Here is an 18,913-nt window from a genome sequence, read left to right as displayed (position 1 = left end):
CCCTATCTGCCTGGTCCGGCCACCCCCCCCGCCCCAACACGGCGGGGGGCGGGCCGGTTGGGGCCCCCCCCGCCGCCGCGTCCTACGGAAAACGTGTGCTCAGTACGGCCGGATCTCAGTACGGCCAGATCGGCGGGTCGTTGACGAAGCGGCCGCCCATGTACCGGTGCGCGGGATTGTCGTCGCTGAGCGGGCCGTGCTCGGCGAGCAGCTGCTCCGCGTACGTCTCCGAGTCGTCCTGCGGCTCGTAGCCGAGGGCGCGGGCGCTCGAGAGGTCCCACCAGGCGCGGGTGTTGTCGGAGGAGCCGTAGACGACGGTGTGGCCGACCTTCTCCGCGCTCAGGGCCGCGTGGAAGAGGCGGGCGCCGTCCGCCGGGCTCATCCACACCGACATCATGCGGACGTCCGTGGGCTCCCTGAAGCAGGAGCCGATGCGCACGGAGACGGTCTCGATGCCGTGCTCGTCCCAGTAGAACTGGGCGAGGTCCTCGCCGAACGACTTCGACAGGCCGTAGTACGTGTCGGGGCGGCGCAGCGTCTCGACACGGACCAGCGATGCGCCGTCCTCCACGCGCGGGCGCGGCGTGTAGCCGATCGCGTGGTTGGAGGAGGCGAAGACGATGCGGGGGACCGTGCCGTCCGTGCGGGACGCGGCCTCCTGGCGTACGGCCTCGTAGAGGTGGTACGTGCCCTTGATGTTCGAGTCAAGGATCTTCTCGAAGGTCGACTCCAGGCTGATACCGGCGAGGTGCAGCACGGCGTCGACGCCGCGCACCGCCTCGCGCAGCGCGGCCGTGTCGTTGAGGTCGGCGATGATCGCGTCGGGCGCGTTCTCGACCGGGCGCACGTCGAGCAGGCGGAGCTCGTATCCGTGCTGGGGCAGCAGCTCCCGCATCAGGGTGCCGAGTCCGCCGGCAGCGCCGGTGAGCAGGAGGGTGCGGGGCATGCGCGTGATCTCCGTGTCTGTGAGCCGTTGTCGATGAAGTCGTTCACATTCGTGGATGCAGGGAAACGCTATGGAGTGGTGTCCCACCCGTCAAGGGAGCTGTACGGGAGGTGAGTTCGGGCGCTTGACCGCGCTCAAAGGGGCGTCCTACCGTGGATGTTCAGAAATATAAACGCGAATCATAACCGTGCACGTATGGCCGTGCATCAGCTCAGGGAGAGCCCGTGACGCCACTCTCGCTCGCCGCCCGACTCCGCGACCCCCGGGGACCGCTGTTCTTCCCCGTCACCGCGTACGGGCCCGACGGATCCGTCGACCTCGACACCTACCGCACCCATGTCCGGCGCGGCGTCGAGGCCGGGGCCGCCGCCGTGTTCGCCTGCTGCGGCACGGGGGAGTTCCACGCCCTCACGCCCGAGGAGTACGAGGACTGCGTCGCGGCCGCGGTCGAGGCGGCGGCGGGCCGGGTGCCCGTCGTCGCGGGCGCCGGATACGGCACCGCGCTCGCGGTCCGCTACGCGCGTGCGGCCGAACGGGCGGGCGCGGACGGCCTGTTGGCGATGCCGCCCTATCTCGTCGTGGCGGGACAGGAGGGGCTGCTGCGGCACTACGCCGAGCTGGCCGACGCGACCTCCCTCGACATCATCGTCTACCAGCGCGACAACGCGGTCTTCACCCCGGAGACCGTCGTCGCGCTCTCCCACCACCCCAAGGTGCTCGGACTCAAGGACGGGCTCGGCGACCTGGACCTGATGCAGCGGATCGTGAGCGCCGTACGGACGGCAGGGGCGGCGGAGTTCCTGTACTTCAACGGACTGCCCACGGCCGAACTCACCGGCCTCGCCTACCGCGGCATCGGCGTCACGCTCTACTCCTCCGCCGCCTTCGCCTTCGCGCCCGAGCTCGCGCAGGCCTTCCACAAGGCGCTGAACGCGGGCGACGACAGCACGGTGAACCGGCTCGTCGACGGCTTCTACCGGCCCCTCGTCGAACTCCGCGACCAGGGCCGGGGGTACGCGGTCTCCCTCGTGAAGGCGGGGGTCCGGCTCGGCGGGCTCGACGTCGGCGGGGTGCGGCCGCCCCTGCACGAGCCGCGCGCGGAGCACATCGATCGGCTCGCCGAACTCATCGAGCAGGGCGCCAAGTTGCTGGAAGGAGCCGACGCGTGAGGACCTCCACCTTCGTCTACCCCTGGGACGTCAACGGGGACCCGGACGCCGCCCGCCGCATCGCCGACCTCGGTGTCCAGCAGGTCACCCTCGCCGCTGCCTACCACTCCACGCGCGCGCTGACGCCCCGCCACCCGCGCCACCGTATCGTGACGGCGGAGCACGCGGCGGTGCTGTACCCGGTCGACCAACAACGCTGGCAGGGGCGGGAATTGACGCCCTACGAAGCCGGGGGCTGGGCCCCCGGCGACGCCTACGCGGAGGCCGCCGAGGCCCTCGCGGGCGCAGGGCTCGACGTCCACACGTGGGTCGTGCTCGCCCACAACTCCCGGATGGGCGCCGAACATCCGGACACCTCCGTCGTCAACGCCTACGGCGACCGCTACCCGTGGGCGCCGTGCATCGCGCAGCCCGCCACGCGCGCGTACCTCGTCGACCTGGCGGCGGAGGCGGCGACCCGCCCCGGCGCGCGCGGCACGGAACTCGAATCGCTCGGCTGGTACGGCCTCGCGCATCTGCACGCCCACGACAAGACCGGCGGCGTCGGCCTCGGCGAAGCCGGGCAGTACCTGATGTCGCTGTGCTTCTGCGACTCCTGCCGCGAGGGGTACGCCCAACACGGCCTGGACCCGGTGGAGTTGGCGGTGTCCGTCCGGTCCGCCCTGGACCCCGTATGGCGGGGGAAGGCGTCGGACGACGGCTGGGCGACGGTCGAGAAGCTGCTCGGCGCCGAGACCGCCGCCGCCACGCGCGCGTACCGCGACACCACGGCCCGCACCCTCCAGGAGGCGGCCGTCGCGGCGGTACGGGCCGCGGCCCCGGCCGATTTCCAGGTGCTGCTGCACGCCGACCCGGTCTCGTACCACTGCGGCGCCAACGCCGGCGTCGACCCGGAGCACATCCTCTCCGTCGCCGACGGCGTCGTCGTGCCCTGCACGGGCGGCGCGGGCCTGGTGCGCCCCTTCGCGGAACAGGGCGGGGGTGCCGTCGCCGCGAACCTCACCGTCGTACGCGGCATGGGCGGCAGCCCGGACACCCTCGCGCAGGACGCCCGGACCGCACGCGACCTGGGCGCGACGCAGCTGCGGCTGTACCACGCGGGTCTTGCGTCGGACGGGGACCTGGAGCGGGTACGCGCGGCGCTGGCTTCACTCTGAGGGAGCGGTGACCGGGAACCCGAGCTCCTCGGCCGCCTTCGTCAGCTCCAGGCCGTACGTGACGAAGGCGGTCAGGTCCGAGCGGAACGGGTCGGCGCTGGCGAGATGGATGGCGTCGAGCGAGCCGAGGCGCGCGGTCTGGTACGCGATCGCGCGGCTCAGCACCGTGGACGTGAGTTCGATCAGGTAGAGGCCGCGAACGGCTTGGTTCACGTAATAGGGAACGCGCTGGTGGTCGACGCCGGCGCGGTGCAGGGTGCGTGTGATCTCCAGTCGCGCCAGCTCGCTCGCGACCAGTTCCGTCCCGTCGGGCAGGCTCTCGCGCCAGGCCCGCAAGGCGCTCGACTCCTTCTCCGGCTTGATGAACTTCAGCAGTGCGCATGCGTCGAGGTAGATCACCGGCGGCGCTCCCTGTCGCGGTCCGCGTGCAGCAGCTCGGACAGGCTCGGCAGGTCGGGTGCGAGGTCGGGGATCAGGTCGGGCATGCCCTGCTCGGTGGGAGGCTGCGCATCGCCCGCATCCAGCATGCGCTGCAAGGCGCTGGGCGCCTCGGCCTCCGGCACCATGCGCAGTACCGGCTTCCCGCGGTCCGTGACCAGTATGGGAACGCCGGATCGCACCAGCGCCACGGCCTTGGAGGGATTCTGGTTCAGCTCGCGCAGCCCCATGGTCTTCATGACGGCAATGTACCTACATGATGTAGTTACGTCCAGGTGAGGGTGCGGCATCGACCGCTCCTCGCAGGGGTCGATGGCGCGCACGGGGTGGATTTTTTGTGTCGGAAGCGTTGACGAAACCCGGTGGCGCTTCTAGCTTCAACGCGTCGTACTTCGTACGTCATATATGAGACGCGATACGCCATACGAGAGGCCCGCATGACCTCTGTGCCCACGCCGATCCCCTCCCGTACCCAGTACGTCCTGGAGGAGATCAAGCACCGCATCCTGACGGGGCGGCTGCGTCCCGGTCAGGCCCTGGTGGAGACCGATGTCGCCGCCCAGTTCGGGGTCTCCAAGACTCCGGTGCGCGAGGCGCTCAAGACCCTCGCCGGAACCGGGCTCGTCGTGATGAGCCAGTACAAGGGCGTCACGGTGCGCATGGTGGACGCCGACATGGCCCGCGAGGTCTACGACGTGCGGCTGCTGCTCGAACCGGAGGCGCTGCGCCGCACCGTGTGCCGCCGTGCCTCCCTCGACGCCGCCCGCGACGCGCTGCACAGCGCCGCCACCGCGAGCGACACGGCCCAACGCTCCCTCGCCAACCGGGAGTTCCATCGAGCCCTCTACCTCCCGTGCGGCAACCCGCTGCTCGGCAGGATGCTCGACGAGGTCCGCGACCAGGCCGCCCTGGTGTCCGCCGTGGCGTGGGCCGCCGACCCCTCGTGGGACCGGGAGGCCGCCGAGCACCGGGAGATCCTGGAGCTCGCCCTCGCCGGTGACGCCCAGGGGGCCTCGCGCGCGCTGCGGGACCACATCGCGTCGTTCGTCGAGCGGGCCTTCCCCGAAGCGCGGGAGGACCGGGAAGAAGAGGGTGGGCACCACTCATGAGAGTCACACCAGCCATGTTCGAGACGCAGCGCGCCGCGCTCGCCGATGTGGTCGCGATCCCGGTGACCCCGTTCGCCGAGGACGGATCCGTCGCCGAGGGGCAGTACAGGGCCCTGCTGCGGCGCCTGCTCGACAGCGGGGTGCGCACCCTCACGCCGAACGGGAACACCGGCGAGTTCTACGCCCTCGGACCCGAAGAGCGCCGCCTCGTCACGGAGTTGACCCTCGACGAGGTGAGGGAGCGGGGCGTCGTCCTCGTCGGCGTCGGCCATGACGTGCCGACCGCGATCGAGGCCGCCCGGCATGCCCGCGAGCACGGCGCCCACATGGTGATGGTCCACCAGCCCGTGCACCCCTACGTGTCCGACGTCGGCTGGGTCGACTACCACCGGACGATCGCGCGGGCCGTGCCCGAGCTCGGCGTCGTCCCGTACCTCAGGAACGCGGCGCTCCCCGGTGCCCGGCTCGCCGAGCTCGGCGCGGCCTGCCCGAACGTGATCGGCGTGAAGTACGCGGTGCCGGACGCCGCGCGCTTCGCCGGCTTCGCCCGGGACGCGGGCCTCGACCGGTTCGTCTGGGTGGCCGGGCTCGCCGAGCCGTACGCGCCCGCCTACTTCTCCGCGGGCGCCACCGGCTTCACCTCGGGGCTCGTGAACGTCGCGCCGAGCGTCTCGCTGTCCATGATCGAAGCGCTTCGATCGGGCGACTACACCGCCGCCATGAAGGTGTGGGAGCAGATCCGCCGCTTCGAGGAACTGCGCGGCGCCGACGCCTCCGCCAACAACGTCACCGTCGTCAAGGAGGCCCTCGCCTCCCTCGGCCTGTGCCGCCGCGACGTCCGCCCGCCGAGCAAGGAACTCCCGGAGGCGGAGCGCGCCGAGGTCGCCGAGATCGCCGCGGGGTGGTCCATATGACCGCCCCCGACCGGAGACTCGCGCCCGAACAGCTCCGATCCCACCAGTGGTACGGCACCGAGGGTCAACTGCGCACCTGGTCGCACAACGCCCGGATGCGTCAACTCGGCTACGAGGCCGAGGAGTACGAGGGTCGCCCGGTCATCGCCGTCCTCAACACCTGGTCCGACATCAACCCCTGCCACGTGCACCTCCGCGAGCGCGCCGAGGCCGTGAAGCGGGGCGTGTGGCAGGCCGGCGGATTCCCGCTCGAATTCCCCGTCTCCACGCTCTCGGAGACGTACCAGAAGCCGACCCCGATGCTCTACCGCAACCTGCTCGCCATGGAGACCGAGGAGTTGCTGCGCTCCTATCCGGTCGACGCGGCGGTGCTGCTCGGCGGCTGCGACAAGTCGACCCCCGCCCTGCTCATGGGCGCGACCTCCGCCGACGTGCCGGCGATCTTCGTGCCGGCCGGGCCGATGCTGCCGGGCCACTGGCGCGGCGAGACCCTCGGCTCCGGCACCGACATGTGGAAGTACTGGGACGAGCACCGCGCGGGCAACCTCACCGACTGCGAACTGCGGGAACTTCAGGGCGGGTTGGCGAGGTCGCCCGGTCACTGCATGACCATGGGGACCGCGTCGACCATGACCGCGGCGGCCGAGGCCCTCGGCGTGACGCTGCCGGGCGCCTCCTCCATTCCGGCCGTCGATTCCGCGCACGAGCGGATGGCCGCCGCCTCCGGGCGCCGCGCCGTCGACCTCGCGTGGACAGGGCTCAAGCCGTCCGGGATCCTCACCCCCGAGGCCTTCGAGGACGCCGTCACCACGGTGCTCGGGCTCGGCGGCTCCACCAACGCCGTCATCCACCTCATCGCCATGGCGGGGCGGGCCGGAGTGCCGCTCACGCTCGACGACTTCGACCGCGTCGCGCGCACCGTTCCCGTGCTCGCGAACGTACGGCCGGGCGGGCGGACGTACCTGATGGAGGACTTCTACTTCGCCGGCGGTCTGCCCGCGTTCCACTCCCGGATCGCCGACCTGCTGCACCTCGAACGGACCACGGTCAACGGGCGGTTCGGCGATAGGATCGAGAACGTCGAGGTCCACAACGACGACGTGATCCGCCCCCGCACGAACCCGGTCGCGGCCGAGGGGGGCGTCGCCGTCCTGCGCGGCAACCTCTGCCCCGACGGCGCCGTCATCAAGCACATCGCCGCCGAGCCGGGACTGCTCAAGCACACCGGCACGGCAGTCGTCTTCGACGACTACAAGACCATGCAACGCACCATCAACAACCCGGAGTTGGGCATCACCGCCGACAGCGTCCTGGTGCTGCGCGGCTCGGGACCCAAGGGCGGGCCCGGCATGCCCGAGTACGGGATGCTGCCCATCCCCGACCATCTGCTCAAGCAGGGCGTGCGCGACATGGTGCGGCTCTCCGACGCGCGGATGAGCGGCACGAGTTACGGCGCGTGCGTCCTGCACATCGCGCCCGAGTCGCATGTCGGCGGACCACTCGCGCTGGTCCGCAGCGGGGACGCCATCACCCTCGACGTCGCCGCCCGGTCGCTTCAACTCGACGTCAGTGACGAGGAGTTGGAGCGGCGGAGAGCCGAGTGGGTGCCGCCCGTCGAGCGTCACCAGCGCGGCTACGGCGTGCTCTACGACGAGCAGATCACCCAGGCCGACACCGGCTGCGACTTCGCCTTCCTGGCGCGGCCCGGCACGGTCTCGGATCCGTACGCGAGCTGAGTCACCGCGCGTCACCTCGCACCACCCGCACCGCCCGCACCACCCCGAACCACCATCCGTAGGAAGCGCTTCGATACGTGCCACGTGCAAGCGCTTTCTACGGCCCCGTACAGAAGTAAGAAGCACCGACCTGAGCCACCGAGAACGGAGTTCCCGTCATGGCCCAAGCCGCAGCCGTGGCCAAAGCACCGGGGGGCGCGTCGCCGCCCCGGCGCCGTAAGTCAGCCACCCCGCGCAGGCTCCCGTATCTGCTGATCGCGCCCGCCGGGCTGCTGATGCTGGGCTTCATCGCGTATCCCGTCATCAGCGTCTTCTACTACAGCGTGCAGCACTTCAACCCGACCAAGCCGTGGCGCAACGGGTTCGCGGGGCTCGACAACTTCGTCACCGCGTTCACCAACGACCCGGACTTCTGGCGGACGCTCGGCTTCAGCCTCCAGTGGGTCGTCGTCCAGGTCGTGCTGCAACTGCTGCTCGGCCTCGGGCTCGCGCTCGTCGTCAACCAGACCTTCGTCGGCCGCGGCATGGCCCGCGCCCTCGTCTTCTCGCCCTGGGCCGTCTCCGGCGTGCTCACGTCCGCCGTCTGGATGCTGCTCTACAACTCCCAGACCGGCATCACGCGTTACCTCGCCGACATGGGCATCGGTACGTACGGCACGTCCTGGCTGTCGGACACCGCGACCGTCTTCCCGGCCGTCGTCACCGCCGAACTCTGGCGCGGCGTCCCCTTCTTCGCGATCCTCATCCTCGCCGACCTGCAATCCGTGTCGAAGGATCTGTACGAGGCCGCCGAGGTCGACGGCGCGAGCCGGCTGCGCCAGTTCTTCCACATCACACTGCCGCACCTCAAGGACGCGATCATCCTGTCCACGCTGCTGCGCGCGGTGTGGGAGTTCAACAACGTCGACCTGCTCTACACCCTCACCGGCGGCGGGCCCGCGGGGGAGACGACCACCCTGCCGCTGCGCATCGCCTCCATCGCCGTCGACAGCCACGACTTCGGCTACGCGTCCGCGCTGACGTCCATCGCCTTCGTGATCCTCCTGTTCTGCTCGATGATCTATCTCCGCCTGAGCAAGTTCGGGGGCGAGGACAAGTGACCGTCAAGGAAGCCGAATTGACCGCCATCACGACCACGCCCAGCACCGCCACGACGGCCGGCGGCCGGCACCGCGCCGCCTTCCGCCCCTCCAAGAAGGGCCGGTCGGGACCTTCTTGGGAGGACGTTCCGCGCTGGCAAATCTACGTACCGCTCGGCGTCTACCTCCTCTTCACGCTCGTCCCCTTCTACTGGATGCTGCTGTTCGCGTTCCGGCCCACCGGATCCACGTCCCTCGTACCGTGGCCGCTCACCTTCGAGCATTTCGACAAGGTGTGGAACGAGCGGTCGTTCGGGATGTTCTTCCAGAACAGCCTGCTCGTCGGTCTCGCCTCGATGCTGATGACGACGGTCGTGGCGCTGGCCGGCGGCTACGCGCTCGCCCGCTTCAACTTCCGTATCAAGCAGGGCTTCATGCTCGCGCTGCTGTGCTCGCAGTTCATCCCGGGCGCCCTGATGCTGGTCCCGCTGTTCCAGATCTTCGCCAACCTGCGGCTGATCAACTCGCTCGGCAGCGTCATGATCGCCGAGACCGTCTTCCAGCTGCCGCTCACGATGATTCTCATCAGCGGCTTCATCAAGAACGTGCCGTACTCGCTCGAAGAGGCCGCCTGGGTCGACGGCTGCGGACGCTTCCGCGCCTTCTGCGCCGTCGTGCTTCCCCTGCTGCGACCGGGGATCATCGCGGTCGGTTCCTTCGCCTTCGTGCACAGCTGGAACCACTTCCTGTTCGCCCTCATGTTCCTCTCCAACCAGGACAAGCAGACGATCCCGGTCGGCCTCGCCACGCTCATGGGCGCCGACTCCGTCGACCTGGGCGCGCTCGCCGCCGGTGGTGTCGTGGCCGCGCTGCCCGTCGTGATCGTCTTCGCCTTCATTCAGAAATGGCTCGTCACGGGGTTCAGCGCGGGGGCGGTGAAGGGATGACAACCACCATGAAGATCAAGTCGATCATGCAGACAGGCGACGGCGGCCCGGTGCGCGAGCCCGTTCCCGTCGTCCTCGCGGGCGCTCGCGGACACGGCCGCTGGCACCTGAACAACCTTCGGGGCCTCGCGGAGGCGGGGCGGGTTCAGCTCGTCGGAGTGTGCGAGCTGCGGCCGTTGGACGCGGCGGAGCTCGACGGGTTCGAGGCCGGTGGCCTCGTGCAGTCCGCCGACTTCGGGGAGCTGCTCGACCGCACCGGCGCCCGGATCGCGATCATCTGCACCCCGATCCCGACGCACACGGAGCTGGCCCTGGTCGCCGCCGAGCGGGGCGTGCACCTGCTCCTGGAGAAGCCGCCTGCGCCGTCATATACGGAATACGAGCGGATGGCGGCCGGGGTGGCCGAGGCGGGGATCGCCTGCCAGATCGGCTTCCAGTCGCTCGGCTCGCATGCGGTGTCCCATATACGAGATCTCGTACGCGACGGCGCCATCGGCGAGGCCCTCGGCATCGGCGCCGCCGGAGCCTGGGCCCGCGACGAGGCCTACTACCGGCGCGCCCCCTGGGCCGGACGTCGACGTCTCGCGGACGCCGGCGGCACGGGCCGCACCGTTGATGTGGTCGACGGCGTGCTCACCAACCCCCTCGCCCACGCCGTCGCCACCTCCCTCGCCCTCGACGGCGCGACCGGCGGCGACGACCTCACCACGATCCGCACCGAGCTGTACCGCGCCAACGACATCGAGGCCGACGACACCTCGTACGTCGAGCTGACCACCCGTACCGGATCGCGCGTCACCGTCGCCGCGACCCTGTGCGCCGAGCTGCCCGACGAGCCGTACGTCATCGTGCACGGCAGCCGCGGCCGGATCACGTTCTGGTACAAGCAGGACCGCGTCCTCGTGCAGCGCGCGGGCCACGGCCCGCAGGAGACCGTGCACGGGCGCACCGACCTCCTGGCGAACCTCGTCGAACACCTCGCCACCGACGGGGAGACACCGCTGCTCGTGCCGCCCGCCGCCACCGGCGCGTTCATGCGCGTGGTCGAGGCGATCCGGCGGGCCCCCGACCCGCTGGCGCTGCCCGCCGACGCGTGGAGCGAGATGCCCGCCGACCGGCCCGGCGCCGTACGCCGGGTGGTGCACGGCGCCGACGGGCTCGTCGCCGCGAGCGCCGACGGACTCACTGGCTTCGCCGGGCTCGGCGCGTCCTGGGCCCGCTCCGGAGTGGAGGCCTCGTCGTGACCCGAACCCCGAACGGGCTGATCACCGCCCCGCTGACGCTGAGCTGTGCGGGCCGCCCCGTCGCCCGCTACGAGATCCGCCCCGACGTCGCGCGGCGCCTCTCGCCGCGCCCCTTCCTGCACCCGGTGACGACGCTCGCCGGCACTCCGGTCACCGAGTTCGCGCCCGCCGACCACCTGCACCACCTCGGGGCGGGCGTCGCCGTGCCGGACGTCGCGGGGCGCAACTTCTGGGGTGGGCGCACCTACGTCGAGGGGCAGGGGCCGACCGAGTTCGACAACCACGGCGAGCAGCGGCACCGCGAGTTCAAGCTGTGCGACCCGGACGGGTTCGTGGAGGACTTGGACTGGACCGCGGATGGCTGCATGCCGCTCCTGCGCGAGCGCCGCACCGTGGCCACCACCCAACTTGCCGACGACGCCTGGGCGTTGGACTTCACGTTCTCGCTCACCAACCCGTCGGACGACGGGCTGAGCATCGGCAGTCCCGCGACCAACGGCCGTCCCGGCGCCGCGTACGGAGGCTTCTTCTGGCGGGCGCCGAAGGAGAGCGCGCCGCCGGCCGTGTTCAGCTCGAACGGTCCCTCTTCCGGCCGGGGGGCCGGGGGTTGTCCCCCGGGAGAACACAGCACCGCGGGCGGTGAGGGGGAGCAGGCGGTCCACGGCCGCCCCGCCGACTGGCTGGCCATGGCGGGCGACGGCTGGACCCTCGTCTTCGCGGGCGCCACCGCGCGGACCCGCCACGACCCGTGGTTCGTCCGCACCGACGAGTACCCGGGCGTCGGCTCCTCGCTCGCCTCCGCCGCCCGGCTGCCCATCGGCCCCGGTGACACCGCCGTACGCCGCGTGGTCACGGTCGTCGCCGACGGCACGCTCGACCGCAAGCGGGCCGCGGCGCTCGTCCGCAAGGCGGTGGCCGCGTGAGCCGCGCACCGAAGACCTCCAAGCCGAAGACCTTCAAGAAGACCGGTGACCTGGGCGACGGCACGTACCGCAACCCCGTGCTCGCCGCCGACTGGTCCGACCCCGACGTGGTCCGCGTCGGCGACGACTTCTACCTGACCGCGTCCAGCTTCGGCCGCGTCCCCGGGCTTCCGCTGCTGCACTCCCGCGACCTCGTCAACTGGACGCTCGTCGGACACGCCCTCGACCGGCTCGAACCCGCCGAGGCGTTCACCACCCCGCGCCACGACTGCGGCGTGTGGGCCCCGTCGATCCGCTACCACGACGGCCGCTTCTGGATCTTCTGGGGCGACCCCGACCACGGCGTGTACCAGGTCAACGCCCCATCCATCACCGGGCCTTGGACGACACCTCACCTCATCAAGGCGGGCAAGGGGTACATCGACGCCTGCCCGCTGTGGGACGCGGAGACCGGCGAGGCGTACCTCGTGCACGCCTACGCCAAATCCCGCGCCGGCATCAAGAACCGCCTCACCGGCCACCGCATGGCGCCCGACGGCACCGAACTCCTCGACGAGGGAACGGTGTTGATCGACGGGGACCGCATTCCCGGTTGGTTCACCCTCGAAGGCCCCAAGGTCTACCGGCACGACGGCTGGTACTGGATCTTCGCCCCGGCGGGCAGCGTGGAGTCCGGCTGGCAGGGCGCCTTCCGTTCCCGCTCGTTCTTCGGCCCCTACGAGGAGCGGGTCGTGCTAGAACAGGGCGCCACCGACGTCAACGGCCCCCACCAGGGCGGATGGGTGCGCACGGCGGTCGGCGACGACTGGTTCCTGCACTTCCAGCAGCGCGGCCCGTACGGCCGTGTGGTGCACCTCCAGCCGATGCGCTGGGACGCCTCCGGGTGGCCGGTGATCGGCGACGACGGTGCCCCCGTCGACGTACACGAGAAGCCCGCGCTGCCGCCGGGAACGGTGGCGGCGCCCGCGACGGACGACGTCTTCCCTGGCGGGCGCTTCGGGCCGCAGTGGCAGTGGACGGCCAACTCCACCCCGGGCAAGACGAGTTCGCACGACGGGGACGGTCTGCGGCTGACCTGTGTGCGCTCCGTCGACGGGGTGCGCGACCTGCGCCGCGTACCGCACCTGCTGACCCAGCGGCTGCCGCTCCTGCCGAGCCGCGTGGAGGTCGACCTGCGGCTCGACGCCACAACTCCCGGAGCCCGCGCGGGGCTTGCGGTGCTCGGCGACGCGTACACGTGGATCGGCCTCGAACGCGGGGCGGACGGGGCGGCCCACGCCGTGCACCGGTTCGCCGAGACCACCGCCGACGCGGAACGGGACGCGGCCCACCCCCGCGCGGCGCCCGACGCGACGGCGCGCCTGCGCGTCGACATCGCCGACGGGGCCCGCTGCCGCCTCTTCGTCGACACCGGAGACGGCTTCTGGCGCTCCGGCCAGGTGTTCGCCGCCCAGCCCTGGCGCTGGGTCGGCGCCCTGCTCGGCCTGTTCGCGGCGGCACCACTCGACGGTCAGGCGCCCGGCGGCCAGGCACCCGGCACCGCCTGTTTCACGAACTTCCGCAGCACCACCCTCCAGTTGGATCCAGAAGAAGAGAGCCGATCATGACCATCAGTGCACGCAGAGGAACCCGCAGCGGCGTCCGCAGATCCGCGCTGCGCACCGGCACCGCCCTCGCCCTCAGCACGGTCCTCGCCCTGACCGCCACCGCCTGCGGCGACGACGGCAGCGGCGCCGGCGGCGACAAGGGCGACGAGGGCTCCGGCAAGGGCGAGATCACCTTCTGGGACAACAACACGGCCGTGCGCCGCGACGTCTGGATGGAGATCATCAAGGACTTCGAGGGCAAGAACCCGAACATCAAGGTCAAGTACGTCGGCGTCCCCGCCGAGAACGTGCAGTCCAAGTACGACACCGCCATCCAGGGCGGCGGCCTGCCCGACGTCGGTGGCGTGGGCACCGCGATGCTCGCGGGCATCGCCGCGCAGGACGCCCTCGAACCGCTCGACGAGCGCATAGCGACGAGCTCGCTCAACGGGAAGCTCAACGACGCCTTCATGGCGTCGGTGAAGTCCGCGGGCGCCGGCGACAAGCTGTACGAGCTGCCGACGTCCGCCAACAACGGCGTCCTCTACTACCGCACCGACCTGTTCAAGAAGGCGGGCCTTGAGGCGCCCGAGACCTGGGACAAGTTCTTCGACGCGGCGACCAAGCTCACCAACACCGGCAAGAACGAGTTCGGTTACACCATCCGGGGCGGCGAGGGCTCCATCGCGCAGGCCCTCGACGTGACGTACGGACAGAGCGGCATCACGTCGTTCTGGGACAAGAACAACGAGAAGACGACGGTCAACGACCCCAAGAACGTTGCCGCGTTGGGGAAGTACGCCGCCCTCTACAAGAAGGCGACACCGTCCGCCGACGTCAACAACGACTTCACGAAGATGGTTGCGCAGTACGACAGCGGCAAGATCGGCATGCTGAGCCACAACCTCGGCTCGTACGGCGACCACGTGAAGGCCTTCGGTACGAAGTTCCGCGGCATTCCCAACCCGACGGGCCCGAACGGCACCCGCGTCCAGGTCTCCAACCCGGTGGACGGGCTCGGCCTGTTCAAGGCGAGCAAGAACAAGAAGGCCGCCTGGAAGTTCATGGAGTTCGCCGCCTCGCACGCGGAGAACAGCAAGTGGAACGAGTCGGCCAAGCAGATCCCCGCCAACACCGAGGCAGCCAAGGACGACTGGGTCCAGAAGTCCGAGCCGACGAAGCTCGCAGCCGACGCCCTCTCGTCCGGTTCGACGAAGATCGTGGACCTTCCGTACTACCTGCCCGACTGGAACACCATCTCCAAGGCCGACAACGAGGACGACTTCCAGAAGGTCATGCTCGGCAAGATGACGGCCAAGGCCTTCCTCGACTCGCTCGCCGACCAGCTCAACAAGGCGCAGACCGAATGGAAGCAGCAGGCCAACTAGCCCTCGCTGCACGCCTGTTCACCCATGACCGGGCCGGTGGCGGGACGCCCCGTGCCCCGCGGCTCCCGCCGCCGGCCCCACCCGAAGAGCCACCCTGGCCGCCCTCGCCGAACGGGATGGCGTCGCGCTCCTCGACGTCCAGGCGCTGTCCCTCGCCCTGTGGCAGAAGCTCGGCGTCGAGGTCACGAAGACGTACTTCACCGGAACCACCCCCGCCTGAGAACTCCGACACCGTCCTCCAGGAGCCGCACAGTGAGAGCACACAGGAAGAGCCGTCAGAACAGCAAGCAGACGAGATACGCGGTCGTCGCCGCCGGCTGCACGGCCGTCGTCCTCGCCGTCACTGGCACGGTCACCACCGCGGGCGCCGCCGAGACACACGGCCGCGACCTCGCCCGGCAGACCCTCGCCAAGGGCGACGGCTGGGGCTCGGCCACCACCGGTACCGCGGGCGGCGCCGCCGCCGACGTCGCGCACGTCTACACCGTCACCACCTGGGCGGAGCTGAAGGCCGCCTTCGCCGACGGCGGCGCCGCGCCCAAGATCGTCAAGATCAAGGGCACCCTCGACGCGGACGGCGCGACCTGCTCCGAATTCGCCGCGCCCGGCTACGACTTGGACCAGTACCTCGCCGATTACGACCCTGCCACCTGGGGCTACGACAAGGAGGTGTCCGGCGAACAAGAGGACCTGCGCGCCGCGTCCGCCACCGCCCAGGCCAAGGCCATCAAGGCGAACGTGCCCGCCAACACCACGATCATCGGCGTCGGGAAGAACCCCGGCATCGTAGGTGGCAGCCTCCAGATCAACGGCGTCGACAACGTCATCGTGCGCGGCCTCACCCTGGAGTCCCCGCTCGACTGCTTCCCACAGTGGGACCCGACGGACGGCGACACCGGCAACTGGAACTCCGAGTACGACGCGGCCGTCGTCTACAACGCGACGCATGTCTGGCTGGACCACAACGAGTTCACCGACGGCGCCCACCCGGACTCGACCCTCCCCAGCTACTACGGCCGCATCTACCAGCAGCACGACGGCGAGCTCGACATCGTCAAGGGCGCGGACCTGGTGACCGCCTCCTGGAACGTCTTCGCCGACCACGACAAGACCCTGATGATCGGCAACAGCGACGGCGCGGCCGCCACGGACCGCGGCAAACTCCGCGTGACCCTGCACCACAACCTCTTCAAGAACCTCGTCGAGCGGGCCCCACGCGTCCGGTTCGGACAGGTCGACGTCTACAACAACTCGTATGTGGGCAACGCCGATTACGCCTACTCCTTCGGCATCGGCTTCGAGTCACAGCTCTACGCGGAGAAGAACGCGTTCACGCTGCCGCGGGGTACCGGGGCGGACACCGTCCTCCACCGCTGGAACGACTATCCCCTGACGACAACCGACAACCAGGTCAACGGCAAGTCGGTCGACCTGGTAGCCGCCTACAACACAACCCACGCAGACACTCCGCTCCGCGCAGGTGCAGGCTGGAAGCCGGCCCTGCGGCGGCATGTGGACCCGGTGAGATCGGTCCCGCGGACGGTGTCCCGGGAGGCGGGCCCGGACCGGCTCGGATAGTCACCATTCAGGCACGCACCAGCGTGAGTCGGACTGCATCACGTATCGGCGCAAGTTGAGCAATATCAAGCCCCGCCGGCGATTGAGGCGCGGGGCCCGGGGCGGAGCCCCGTGACGTGTGCCTCAATCGCCGGCCGCCCACCACATCCCCCCGCTCCGGAGCCGCAGCATGCAAACCCGCCTCGCCAGACGCACCTTCCTCACGGGCACGGGCACGGTCACGGCCCTCGCCCTGACCGCCACCACCACACCGGCCGACGCCAAGCCGCACCGGCACCCCTTCGGCCGCTACGGCTCCCCGAGGAACCGTCTCACCCCCACTACCCTCTACGTCCATCCCCACGGCGCCGGCGACCACCGCACCGTCCAAGCCGCCGCATCCGCCGCAACGGATCCCGCCCACACCCTCGTCATCGCCCCCGGTACCTACCGGGAAACGGTGACCGTCCCGGCCACGGCCACCGGCACCACGTGGATCGGCGCCTCCGGCAACCCCCGCGACACCGTCATCGTGTACGACAACGCCGCCGGCACCCCGAAACCCGACGGCTCCGGCACGTACGGCACCACCGGCAGCGCCACCGTCACCCTGGGCCCCGACGGCTTCACCGCGCACCACCTCACCTTCGCCAACGACTGGTTGCGCGCGGCGAACCCGGAGTACACCGGAACGCAGGCCGTCGCGGTCAAGGTGACGGGCGACTGCTCGGCGTTCTTCCAGTGCCGCTTCCTCGGCCACCAGGACACCCTGTACGCCGACTCGGCCGCGCTCACCGCCTTCGCCCGCCAGTACTTCCACGACTGCTACGTCGAGGGCGACGTCGACTTCGTCTTCGGTCGCGGCACGGCTGTCCTCGAACGCTGCCGCTTCCGCGCGCTCGACCGCACGGACCTCGCCTCATCCCCGTACGGTTTCGTCTTCGCACCGTCCACGGCGGCCGCCAACCCGCGCGGCTTCCTGGTCAGCCGCTGCCGGATCGACTCCACCGCACCGGACGCGTACTACAAGCTGGCCCGCCCCTGGGTGCCCAGCTCCGACACGACGGCCAGGCCCGCCCTCGTCGTCCGCGACACACGCATCGGCCGTGGCATCGACGCGGCCACGCCCTACGCCAACATGTCGGACGCGTACCCCTGGCAGAACCAGCGGTTCGCGGAGTACCGGAACACCGGACCCGGTGCCGATTCGCCGATCCCGGGGAACTGCCCGCGACTCACCGCCGCGCAGGCGGCCACGCACACACGGGAGACGTATCTCGGGGACTGGCGCCCGTGGGCGTGAGGTGCGCCGTGCGTCAGCCGAGGTGCCACAAGGCGTACGTCACGAACAGCAGCACCACGCCCGCGAGGGTCAGCGCGCCGCCCAGGACGCGGAGGTAGCCCACCGGGGTCAGCCCGCGGACGTCGAACGCCCAGATCAGACCGGCCGCCATGGCGATGACGCCGCCCACGGCGAAGAGGCCGAGGAGGACCGGTGGGGTGGCGCGGTCACCGGCGGCGAGGGGGAGGAGACTCGTCGGGGTCACGGTCACGGTGGGGCCTGCATTCTGTGGATCGAGCGCTTCCTCCGACCCTAGAAGGGGCCCCTTCAAGGCACGGTCAACAAGGCGCCATGCCGGAGCAATGGTGCGGCCATATTGGTGTCGGGTATCGATCGGGTAAAGCGGGTCGCGGGGCTCATGTGATGCGCGTAGACATACATTCACCTGCACGGAGTCCCCCATTCCCCGACGGCCCTCGCAGCCGTCACGGCCAGAATTGGATTACGTCACCGATGCGCAAGCGCCATCTCGCCGCCGCCACAGCGACGGTCGCTTCCCTCGTACTCGCCGGCGTCGTCACCGCCGGCTCCGCCGACGCGGGCGGAACGAACGACAAGGCCACCGCGGAGCCGCACAACATCGGCCTCCTCACCAAGGAGATCGACTCCTACTACGGCGCGAAGCAGGACGCCGACGGCGTCTGGCAGGCCGCGCCCGACAGCCCGTACGCCGAGGACCTCGCCCGGATCGAGAAGGGCGCGAAGCGGCACATCGCCGCGGCGGCGCGGCAGCACCACGGCAAGGGCGACAAGCCCGCGATCGTCTTCGACATCGACGACACGCTGCTGCTCAGCCTCGACTACGAGAAGAAGACCAACTACGTCTACAACGACGCCAGTTGGAAGAAGTACGTGGACGAGGCGAACCGCCCCGCCGTCTTCGGCACGCCCGAGCTCATCCGGTACGCCGAGTCCAAGGGCGTCGAGGTCTTCTACAACTCGGGGCTCGGTGAGACGCAGCGCTCCGCCGCCGTGGAGAACCTGAAGAAGGTCGGCATCGACGTCAACCTCGACGCGGACCACGTCTTCCTCAAGGACAAGACCGACCCGCCCGCGTACCTGGCCGACTGCGCCACGGCCGCCGCCTGGAACTGCACGACGGTGCAGTACAAGTCGGGGACGCGCAAGCACATCGAGTCCCGCGGCTACGACATCGTCGGCAACTTCGGCGACCAGGACTCGGACCTGGAGGGCGGGTACTCGGGCAAGACGTACAAGCTGCCGAACCCGACGTACTACGTGGAGTGACACCGGCGGCTCAGGGGGACGTGGGCGCCGGGGGGGGCCCCGACCCGCGCGGGGTGCCCCCTCAATGGGTAGGAAAATAAAAGAGGGTGTAAGTGGAAAAAGGGGCGGACCGGCCGGGGGCCGAGTAACG

The 18,913-nt window shown here is 70.3% G+C and carries 18 protein-coding genes; 14 read left to right on the top strand and 4 right to left on the bottom strand.

What is annotated here, in order from left to right:
• Positions 1–115: 115 nt before the first annotated feature.
• On the bottom strand, positions 116–946 hold the full coding sequence (locus tag ABT004_RS31225; protein WP_351343351.1) for an NAD-dependent epimerase/dehydratase family protein: 831 nt from the start codon (positions 944–946) through the stop codon (positions 116–118).
• Positions 947–1,170: 224 nt separating this feature from the next.
• Between ABT004_RS31225 and ABT004_RS31220 the strand changes: the two genes are divergently transcribed.
• The gene (locus ABT004_RS31220) at positions 1,171–2,115 is read left to right on the top strand and encodes a 5-dehydro-4-deoxyglucarate dehydratase (RefSeq protein WP_351343349.1); all 945 of its coding nucleotides are present in this window, start codon (positions 1,171–1,173) and stop codon (positions 2,113–2,115) included.
• Positions 2,112–3,272, top strand: coding sequence for a hypothetical protein (locus ABT004_RS31215; RefSeq protein ID WP_351343347.1), 1,161 nt, complete (start codon positions 2,112–2,114; stop codon positions 3,270–3,272). The genes ABT004_RS31220 and ABT004_RS31215 overlap by 4 nt, the downstream gene beginning before the upstream one ends.
• Here ABT004_RS31215 and ABT004_RS31210 read toward each other — a convergent pair.
• Entirely contained in the window at positions 3,264–3,671 is a 408-nt protein-coding gene (locus ABT004_RS31210) for a type II toxin-antitoxin system VapC family toxin (protein WP_351343345.1), read from the bottom strand. The two genes, ABT004_RS31215 and ABT004_RS31210, sit on opposite strands and share 9 nt — an antisense overlap.
• Positions 3,668–3,949, bottom strand: a complete 282-nt coding sequence (locus tag ABT004_RS31205) for a type II toxin-antitoxin system Phd/YefM family antitoxin (RefSeq protein WP_351343343.1) — start codon at positions 3,947–3,949, stop codon at positions 3,668–3,670. The genes ABT004_RS31210 and ABT004_RS31205 overlap by 4 nt, the downstream gene beginning before the upstream one ends.
• 198 nt (positions 3,950–4,147) lie before the next feature.
• Between ABT004_RS31205 and ABT004_RS31200 the strand changes: the two genes are divergently transcribed.
• The 11 genes from ABT004_RS31200 (at position 4,148) to ABT004_RS31145 (ending at position 17,496) form a co-directional block, all read left to right on the top strand.
• Positions 4,148–4,819 (top strand): GntR family transcriptional regulator, encoded by a 672-nt coding sequence (locus ABT004_RS31200; protein ID WP_351343341.1) that lies wholly within the window; start codon positions 4,148–4,150, stop codon positions 4,817–4,819.
• Positions 4,816–5,733 (top strand): dihydrodipicolinate synthase family protein, encoded by a 918-nt coding sequence (locus ABT004_RS31195; protein WP_351343339.1) that lies wholly within the window; start codon positions 4,816–4,818, stop codon positions 5,731–5,733. The genes ABT004_RS31200 and ABT004_RS31195 overlap by 4 nt, the downstream gene beginning before the upstream one ends.
• Complete coding sequence (gene araD, locus ABT004_RS31190; protein WP_351343337.1) at positions 5,730–7,469, top strand: L-arabinonate dehydratase; 1,740 nt, start codon at positions 5,730–5,732, stop codon at positions 7,467–7,469. Before ABT004_RS31195 ends, araD begins: the two co-directional genes overlap by 4 nt.
• Positions 7,470–7,627: 158 nt before the next feature.
• Positions 7,628–8,569, top strand: a complete 942-nt coding sequence (locus tag ABT004_RS31185) for a carbohydrate ABC transporter permease (protein WP_266720981.1) — start codon at positions 7,628–7,630, stop codon at positions 8,567–8,569.
• Positions 8,566–9,495 carry a carbohydrate ABC transporter permease gene (locus ABT004_RS31180; protein WP_451189470.1) on the top strand — a complete coding sequence of 310 codons (930 nt, stop codon included), beginning with the start codon at positions 8,566–8,568 and terminating at the stop codon, positions 9,493–9,495. Before ABT004_RS31185 ends, ABT004_RS31180 begins: the two co-directional genes overlap by 4 nt.
• A gap of 8 nt (positions 9,496–9,503) precedes the next feature.
• Positions 9,504–10,739 carry a Gfo/Idh/MocA family protein gene (locus ABT004_RS31175; RefSeq protein ID WP_451189605.1) on the top strand — a complete coding sequence of 412 codons (1,236 nt, stop codon included), beginning with the start codon at positions 9,504–9,506 and terminating at the stop codon, positions 10,737–10,739.
• Positions 10,736–11,662, top strand: a complete 927-nt coding sequence (locus ABT004_RS31170) for a DUF6807 domain-containing protein (RefSeq protein WP_351343335.1) — start codon at positions 10,736–10,738, stop codon at positions 11,660–11,662. Before ABT004_RS31175 ends, ABT004_RS31170 begins: the two co-directional genes overlap by 4 nt.
• A 50-nt stretch (positions 11,663–11,712) precedes the next feature.
• On the top strand, positions 11,713–13,269 hold the full coding sequence (locus ABT004_RS31165; RefSeq protein WP_351343353.1) for a glycoside hydrolase family 43 protein: 1,557 nt from the start codon (positions 11,713–11,715) through the stop codon (positions 13,267–13,269).
• Positions 13,266–14,636, top strand: a complete 1,371-nt coding sequence (locus ABT004_RS31160; RefSeq protein ID WP_351343333.1) for an ABC transporter substrate-binding protein — start codon at positions 13,266–13,268, stop codon at positions 14,634–14,636. The genes ABT004_RS31165 and ABT004_RS31160 overlap by 4 nt, the downstream gene beginning before the upstream one ends.
• Before the next feature lie 252 nt (positions 14,637–14,888).
• Positions 14,889–16,214 (top strand): pectate lyase family protein, encoded by a 1,326-nt coding sequence (locus ABT004_RS31150; protein WP_351343331.1) that lies wholly within the window; start codon positions 14,889–14,891, stop codon positions 16,212–16,214.
• 169 nt (positions 16,215–16,383) lie between these two features.
• Positions 16,384–17,496 (top strand): pectinesterase family protein, encoded by a 1,113-nt coding sequence (locus tag ABT004_RS31145; RefSeq protein ID WP_351343329.1) that lies wholly within the window; start codon positions 16,384–16,386, stop codon positions 17,494–17,496.
• Positions 17,497–17,509: 13 nt separating this feature from the next.
• On the opposite strand, the gene ABT004_RS31140 is transcribed toward ABT004_RS31145, so the two are convergent.
• Positions 17,510–17,740 (bottom strand): hypothetical protein, encoded by a 231-nt coding sequence (locus ABT004_RS31140; RefSeq protein WP_351343327.1) that lies wholly within the window; start codon positions 17,738–17,740, stop codon positions 17,510–17,512.
• 248 nt (positions 17,741–17,988) lie between these two features.
• On the opposite strand from ABT004_RS31140, the gene ABT004_RS31135 reads away from it, so the two are divergent.
• Positions 17,989–18,783, top strand: coding sequence for an HAD family acid phosphatase (locus tag ABT004_RS31135; RefSeq protein ID WP_351343325.1), 795 nt, complete (start codon positions 17,989–17,991; stop codon positions 18,781–18,783).
• Positions 18,784–18,913 lie beyond the last annotated feature (130 nt).

The organism is Streptomyces sp. NPDC002790 (assembly GCF_040295505.1).
Taxonomy (GTDB): domain Bacteria; phylum Actinomycetota; class Actinomycetes; order Streptomycetales; family Streptomycetaceae; genus Streptomyces.
The sequence above is the reverse complement of the archived record's forward strand: the minus strand, read 5'-3'. Positions and strand labels throughout refer to the sequence as shown.

Coding starts and splice junctions, on each gene's coding strand:
- ABT004_RS31185 (WP_266720981.1), top strand. CDS start 7,628: ATGGCCCAAGCCGCAGCCGTGGCCAAAGCACCGGGGGGCGCGTCGCCG.
- ABT004_RS31160 (WP_351343333.1), top strand. CDS start 13,266: ATGACCATCAGTGCACGCAGAGGAACCCGCAGCGGCGTCCGCAGATCC.
- ABT004_RS31195 (WP_351343339.1), top strand. CDS start 4,816: ATGAGAGTCACACCAGCCATGTTCGAGACGCAGCGCGCCGCGCTCGCC.
- ABT004_RS31205 (WP_351343343.1), bottom strand. CDS start 3,949: ATGAAGACCATGGGGCTGCGCGAGCTGAACCAGAATCCCTCCAAGGCC.
- ABT004_RS31225 (WP_351343351.1), bottom strand. CDS start 946: ATGCCCCGCACCCTCCTGCTCACCGGCGCTGCCGGCGGACTCGGCACC.
- araD (WP_351343337.1), top strand. CDS start 5,730: ATGACCGCCCCCGACCGGAGACTCGCGCCCGAACAGCTCCGATCCCAC.
- ABT004_RS31135 (WP_351343325.1), top strand. CDS start 17,989: ATGCGCAAGCGCCATCTCGCCGCCGCCACAGCGACGGTCGCTTCCCTC.
- ABT004_RS31175 (WP_451189605.1), top strand. CDS start 9,504: ATGAAGATCAAGTCGATCATGCAGACAGGCGACGGCGGCCCGGTGCGC.
- ABT004_RS31200 (WP_351343341.1), top strand. CDS start 4,148: ATGACCTCTGTGCCCACGCCGATCCCCTCCCGTACCCAGTACGTCCTG.
- ABT004_RS31145 (WP_351343329.1), top strand. CDS start 16,384: ATGCAAACCCGCCTCGCCAGACGCACCTTCCTCACGGGCACGGGCACG.